Raw genomic sequence first — 4,523 nt, forward strand, 5'->3', positions numbered from 1 at the left:
CAAATCACTGAACGCGAAAGCTGAAAGGAACCGATATGCCCTATGTAAACATCAAGGTGACGCGCGAAGGCGTCACCCCCGATCAGAAGGCCGAGCTGATCAGCGGCGTTACCGACTTGCTAGTGCGGGTTCTCGACAAATCTCCGGCGACGACCTTTGTCGTTATCGACGAAGTTGCGCTTGAGGATTGGGGGATCGGCGGCGTGCCCGTCGAACAGTACCGACGCGAAGCGGCGGGGTGACCGGCATGTCTATTCGCACACCTCTCTGTGATCTGTTCGGTATCGAGCATCCCGTTCTATTGGCACCGATGGCAGGTGTCAGCGGTGGGGCGCTTGCTGCGGCGGTGAGCAATGCAGGTGGCTTGGGCCTGATCGGCGGCGGTTATGGCGACGCCGATTGGCTGATGCGCGAATTCAATGCAGCGGGGGATGCACGGATCGGGGTAGGCTTTATTACTTGGTCGCTGGCAAGATAGCCCCGATTGCTCGATCTTGCCCTTGAGCGAAACCCTGCCGCGCTCATGCTCTCGTTCGGTGATTTCAAACCGTTTCTCCATCAAATCAGGGGGGCACAGACGAAGCTGATCGTTCAGGTGCAGACGCTCGAACAGGCGCGTGAAGCTGTGGACGCTGGCGTTGATGCCATCGTGGCCCAGGGCGCAGAGGCGGGCGGGCACGGCGGCACCAGAGCGACGTTGCCCTTTGTCCCGGCGGTGGTCGATATCGCGCAAGGGATAGCGGTCATCGCGGCAGGCGGCATCGCTGATGGACGTGGTCTGGCTGCGGCCCTGGCGCTTGACGCTTCGGGTGTCTTGTGTGGAACCGCCTTCTTTGCCAGCAATGAATCGCTCGCCAGTGAACATGCCAAACAAGCCGCTCTGAGCGGTTCAGGCGACGATACCGAACGAAGTTCGGTGTTCGACGTGGCACGTGGGCTCAACTGGCCTTCGGATTGGAACCTACGCACGATGCGCAACACTTTCACTCGGCGGTGGAGTGGTGATATTGTCGGCTTGCGCGAAAATCTTGCAGAAGAGCAGACCCGTTTCAAGGCTGCTTCGGAATCGGGCAACATGGATGTTGCCGCTGTAATTGTCGGCGAGGCAGTTGATCTCATCCGGTCCCGCGAACCCGCGCAAGCCACGCTTCACAGAATGATCTCGCAGGCTGAGCATCGGTTGCGCCGCGTCGGCCAACTTGTCGAACCCATCACAAAGGATTGAAGCGATGCAGAAACTTAAAGGGAGCTGGTCGTTGGGCGAAACCGTCATGACAAGCGCAGGTTCGGTTGCCGCCGGGAGTGCAGGTGATGGACCGGACCTCGTTCTCGCGCATGGATGGCCGTGGTCTTCTTTTTCGTGGCATCGCGTCATTCCGGCACTGGCTGAAACCTACCGCGTCCACTCGTATGACATGCCGGGCTACGGGAAATCCGATAAGCGCCCCGAGAAAGCCACGGCACTCGACGTACAGGGTAGCGTGTTCGCGGAGATTTTGGCGCACTGGAAACTGGATCGCCCCCGCGTGGTAGCACACGATTTCGGCGGCGCGGCAACTTTGCGCGCGCATCTTCTGCATGGCTGCGATTTCGAGAAATATGCCCTGATGAACGTTGTCGCAATGCGCCCTTGGGGGTCGGATTTTTTCGATCATGTCGGGCGGCATGTCGAGGCCTTCACCTGTCTGCCACCGCATATCCACAAGGCAGTGGTTGAAGCCTATATCCGGGGCGCTCTCGTCAACGAGATCGACAGTAAAGACTTCTCGAAGCTCGTCGAACCGTGGCTCGATGAAGACGGTCGTGGGAGTTTTTATCGGCAATTCTCTCAAGCCGACGAGCGCTTCACCGCCGACGTCGAACCGATGTTCGGTCAAATCCGATGCCCGGTGACCATTCTATGGGGCGCGGACGATCCGTGGATTCCGCTCGAACGGGGGAAGGCGCTCCACGAACGAATCCCGCATGCATCATTTCAATCGTTTCCCAGCGTGGGGCACATGCCGCAGCTCGAAGCCCCGAGCCAGATTCTCGAAGCCCTTGCCGGATTTCTACGAGATAACATCGCGACCTAAGCCGGTCAGTTAAGCAGTCAGTGCCAATTACAAAGGATCAGGACAATGCAGAAAATCAAGGGAAGCTGCCTGTGTGGCGCGGTCTCGTTCGAGGTCGTCAACGCGTTCGACAAGATGTTCTTGTGTAGTTGCGATCAATGCAGACAGATCACTGGATCAGCCTTCGCATCAAATCTGTTCATAGCGGCCGAGAGGGTCAGCTGGCTGTCTGGCGGCGCAGATATTGTCACCTACCAAATGCGAGGGCGGGACATCTCCAAATCGTTCTGCCGGGTCTGCGGCTCTGGCGTTCCTTGGACAAGCGGCGACGGATCAAAAATGATCGTTCCGGCGGGTTCTTTGCACGCAGAGCCCAAGGTGGCTGAAAAGTTCAGGACGTTCGTCTCTGAACAACCATCGTGGTCCTCATGTCTTGATCAGGTTGAGGCATATCAGGGGTTTCCTCCCTAAAGCAGTGTCCTTCTGTGTTGCGTTCGGCCGGGAAACTGCCTGTAACAACACCACCTTGGCACCCGTAAATACAAAGCCTTTGCCAGAAAATACCGCGTTAGGAGAAGCCATTGATAACCTGCTACGTACGCTATGAACTGAACCCATCGAAACTTCCCGAGTTCGAAGAATATGCACGGGCATGGGTGCCCCTGGTCGAGAAATTTGGCGGCACGCATCATGGTTACTATTTACCGCATGAAAGCCCGAACGACTTGGCCGTCTGTCTTTTTTCGTTCCCCTCCTTGGCGGATTATGAGGTTTATCGCACAAGGAGCCTCACCGACAGCGATTGCCAGAAAGCGTACCGGATGGCAGAGGATACAGAGTGTATCAGACGCTATGATCGGTTTTTCTTGCGGCCACTGGAAACCGCTTCTTAGGTCACGCCAAAGCGCCATCAGAGCGCAAGCAGGTTAATGCAATGCCACCAGAGATATAGCTAAAAGTTGGTGATGGCCCCTGAGGGGCGGCATATCATGGCGTTGTTCACGCGCCGCAATTCTCATCTGAGAAAAGGATATGCCGGATCACACTCCAGAGAACGAGCCATGCTCGGCACCCGGTCCAGAGCAAGCTTGCTGGACCCGTTCTTTATCATCGTAACCATATTCGCGTTCGGGAAACCCGCCTCGCCGGCAATCTGAAGCTGGGATTTCCGGGCTTTCAGTTCGAGCACCCTGCGCTCGATGTATTTTGCCAGCCCGGTATCTTCATGTGGTTTCTTGCTCATCGCTAACCTCTCAGATGTGACGCAGCACATGCTGCTTGTCTCTGCTATAGCGACGGCGTGATTGGGGATGTGTGGCGGGACGCAACTCAGACGTCGGACCGGTCGGACAAGTCGGACCATTCGGACCAGTCGGACCTGCCAATACGCATAAACTCAACTTAACTCATATTCAGGCAGTCTACTTATAGCGTCGATCTTGGCTTTCAGGCTCACGTCGCCATAACCGTCAGATGCGGATTTCGCTGCATGACCCTGAATCGCATCATAGACGCGCGGTGAAATTCCAAGCTCGATGCACTGCGTCTTGAAGCGGTGCCGCCATGCGTGGTTAGGCTGCAGACCCTCTGGCCGAAGGCCGCTCTCTCGCAACCAATCTGACAACTTGTTGGAAACGATCACAGCCGCGCGCTGGAATTTCTCTGGTGCGGTTGCATTGTGAAACATTGGGCCGGGATCAGCTTCCGACACGAACTGCGCGAAGCCCTGTTCAATGATCTGAGGATGCAGTGGCACATCACGGTAGTCACCCGATTTCACCGTGCCTGCATCTGGTGTGATGCGTGCCACCAAATGCCCATCGGTCTTGCGAATATCCTCTTTGCGCAACTGGGTGATCTCAGACACACGGGCACCGGTGAACGCGCAGATGATGGGCACCCAGCGTTTCAAGTTCGCCATCTGATCAGACTCGCGCACCCGCCCGAACTCATCCGCTTTGGATTGATAGGTGCGTGACGCCTTCAACACCTTGACGGCTTCTACATCTGTGTAGCCACGTTCACGGCCATACACCTTGCGCGGCTTTGGTTGCTTTACGCTATCCGCTACATTCTCAGGCAGGCGGTCATTGTCAGCAGCCCATGCAAAAAGTGACCTCACGGTAGAAAGGTAGATATCATTGACGGTCTTAGCAGACAGCGATTTCATAAGATGTTCGCGCCACGCCAGAAGGTCTTTCTTTGTGATGCGGCTGGCATTGTTATGCTTAAGAAACGTGCGCAGGTTCTCAATGACCGGGCGCTGTCGCTTACCGCCGTCGCGCATGAATCCAGCCTGCACCCGGCTGTTCACGTAATCAGACCACAGGCCCGTCAGACTGACCGATGCAGTAGCTTTTTCTAGGGGTTGTGCGTTCACGATGATCGGCGCGGTGGGTTGGCCCGTGAAGTCGCCCTCGTCACGCTCTGCGACCCTTGCCAGCGCTTCTAGTTCGGCATGGCATAGGG

General features: G+C 56.6%; 8 protein-coding genes. 6 read left to right on the forward strand and 2 right to left on the reverse strand.

The features are described from left to right. Positions 1-35: 35 nt before the first annotated feature. The 6 genes from BUB78_RS19675 (at position 36) to BUB78_RS19695 (ending at position 2,947) form a co-directional block, all read left to right on the forward strand. Positions 36-242, forward strand: a complete 207-nt coding sequence (locus BUB78_RS19675; RefSeq protein WP_073201092.1) for a tautomerase family protein — start codon at positions 36-38, stop codon at positions 240-242. Positions 243-247: 5 nt separating this feature from the next. Next, on the forward strand, positions 248-478 hold the full coding sequence (locus BUB78_RS21340; RefSeq protein ID WP_245813604.1) for a nitronate monooxygenase: 231 nt from the start codon (positions 248-250) through the stop codon (positions 476-478). A gap of 6 nt (positions 479-484) precedes the next feature. Beyond that, positions 485-1,225 carry an NAD(P)H-dependent flavin oxidoreductase gene (locus BUB78_RS19680; protein WP_245813605.1) on the forward strand — a complete coding sequence of 247 codons (741 nt, stop codon included), beginning with the start codon at positions 485-487 and terminating at the stop codon, positions 1,223-1,225. Positions 1,226-1,229: 4 nt separating this feature from the next. After that, entirely contained in the window at positions 1,230-2,075 is an 846-nt protein-coding gene (locus BUB78_RS19685) for an alpha/beta fold hydrolase (protein WP_084732981.1), read from the forward strand. Between the two features lie 45 nt (positions 2,076-2,120). Then, positions 2,121-2,525, forward strand: coding sequence for a GFA family protein (locus BUB78_RS19690; RefSeq protein ID WP_073201094.1), 405 nt, complete (start codon positions 2,121-2,123; stop codon positions 2,523-2,525). Positions 2,526-2,635: 110 nt separating this feature from the next. After that, entirely contained in the window at positions 2,636-2,947 is a 312-nt protein-coding gene (locus tag BUB78_RS19695; RefSeq protein WP_073201096.1) for an NIPSNAP family protein, read from the forward strand. A 122-nt stretch (positions 2,948-3,069) separates the two neighbouring features. On the opposite strand, the gene BUB78_RS19700 is transcribed toward BUB78_RS19695, so the two are convergent. Then, complete coding sequence (locus tag BUB78_RS19700) at positions 3,070-3,297, reverse strand: hypothetical protein (protein WP_181444382.1); 228 nt, start codon at positions 3,295-3,297, stop codon at positions 3,070-3,072. A gap of 153 nt (positions 3,298-3,450) precedes the next feature. Next, positions 3,451-4,523: site-specific integrase (locus BUB78_RS19705; RefSeq protein WP_073201098.1), on the reverse strand; the 1,073-nt coding region annotated here is incomplete at its 5' end.

It is taken from the genome of Roseovarius marisflavi, from assembly GCF_900142625.1.
GTDB lineage: Bacteria > Pseudomonadota > Alphaproteobacteria > Rhodobacterales > Rhodobacteraceae > Roseovarius > Roseovarius marisflavi.

Coding starts and splice junctions, on each gene's coding strand:
- BUB78_RS19675 (WP_073201092.1), top strand. CDS start 36: ATGCCCTATGTAAACATCAAGGTGACGCGCGAAGGCGTCACCCCCGAT.
- BUB78_RS21340 (WP_245813604.1), top strand. CDS start 248: ATGTCTATTCGCACACCTCTCTGTGATCTGTTCGGTATCGAGCATCCC.
- BUB78_RS19685 (WP_084732981.1), top strand. CDS start 1,230: ATGCAGAAACTTAAAGGGAGCTGGTCGTTGGGCGAAACCGTCATGACA.
- BUB78_RS19690 (WP_073201094.1), top strand. CDS start 2,121: ATGCAGAAAATCAAGGGAAGCTGCCTGTGTGGCGCGGTCTCGTTCGAG.
- BUB78_RS19700 (WP_181444382.1), bottom strand. CDS start 3,297: ATGAGCAAGAAACCACATGAAGATACCGGGCTGGCAAAATACATCGAG.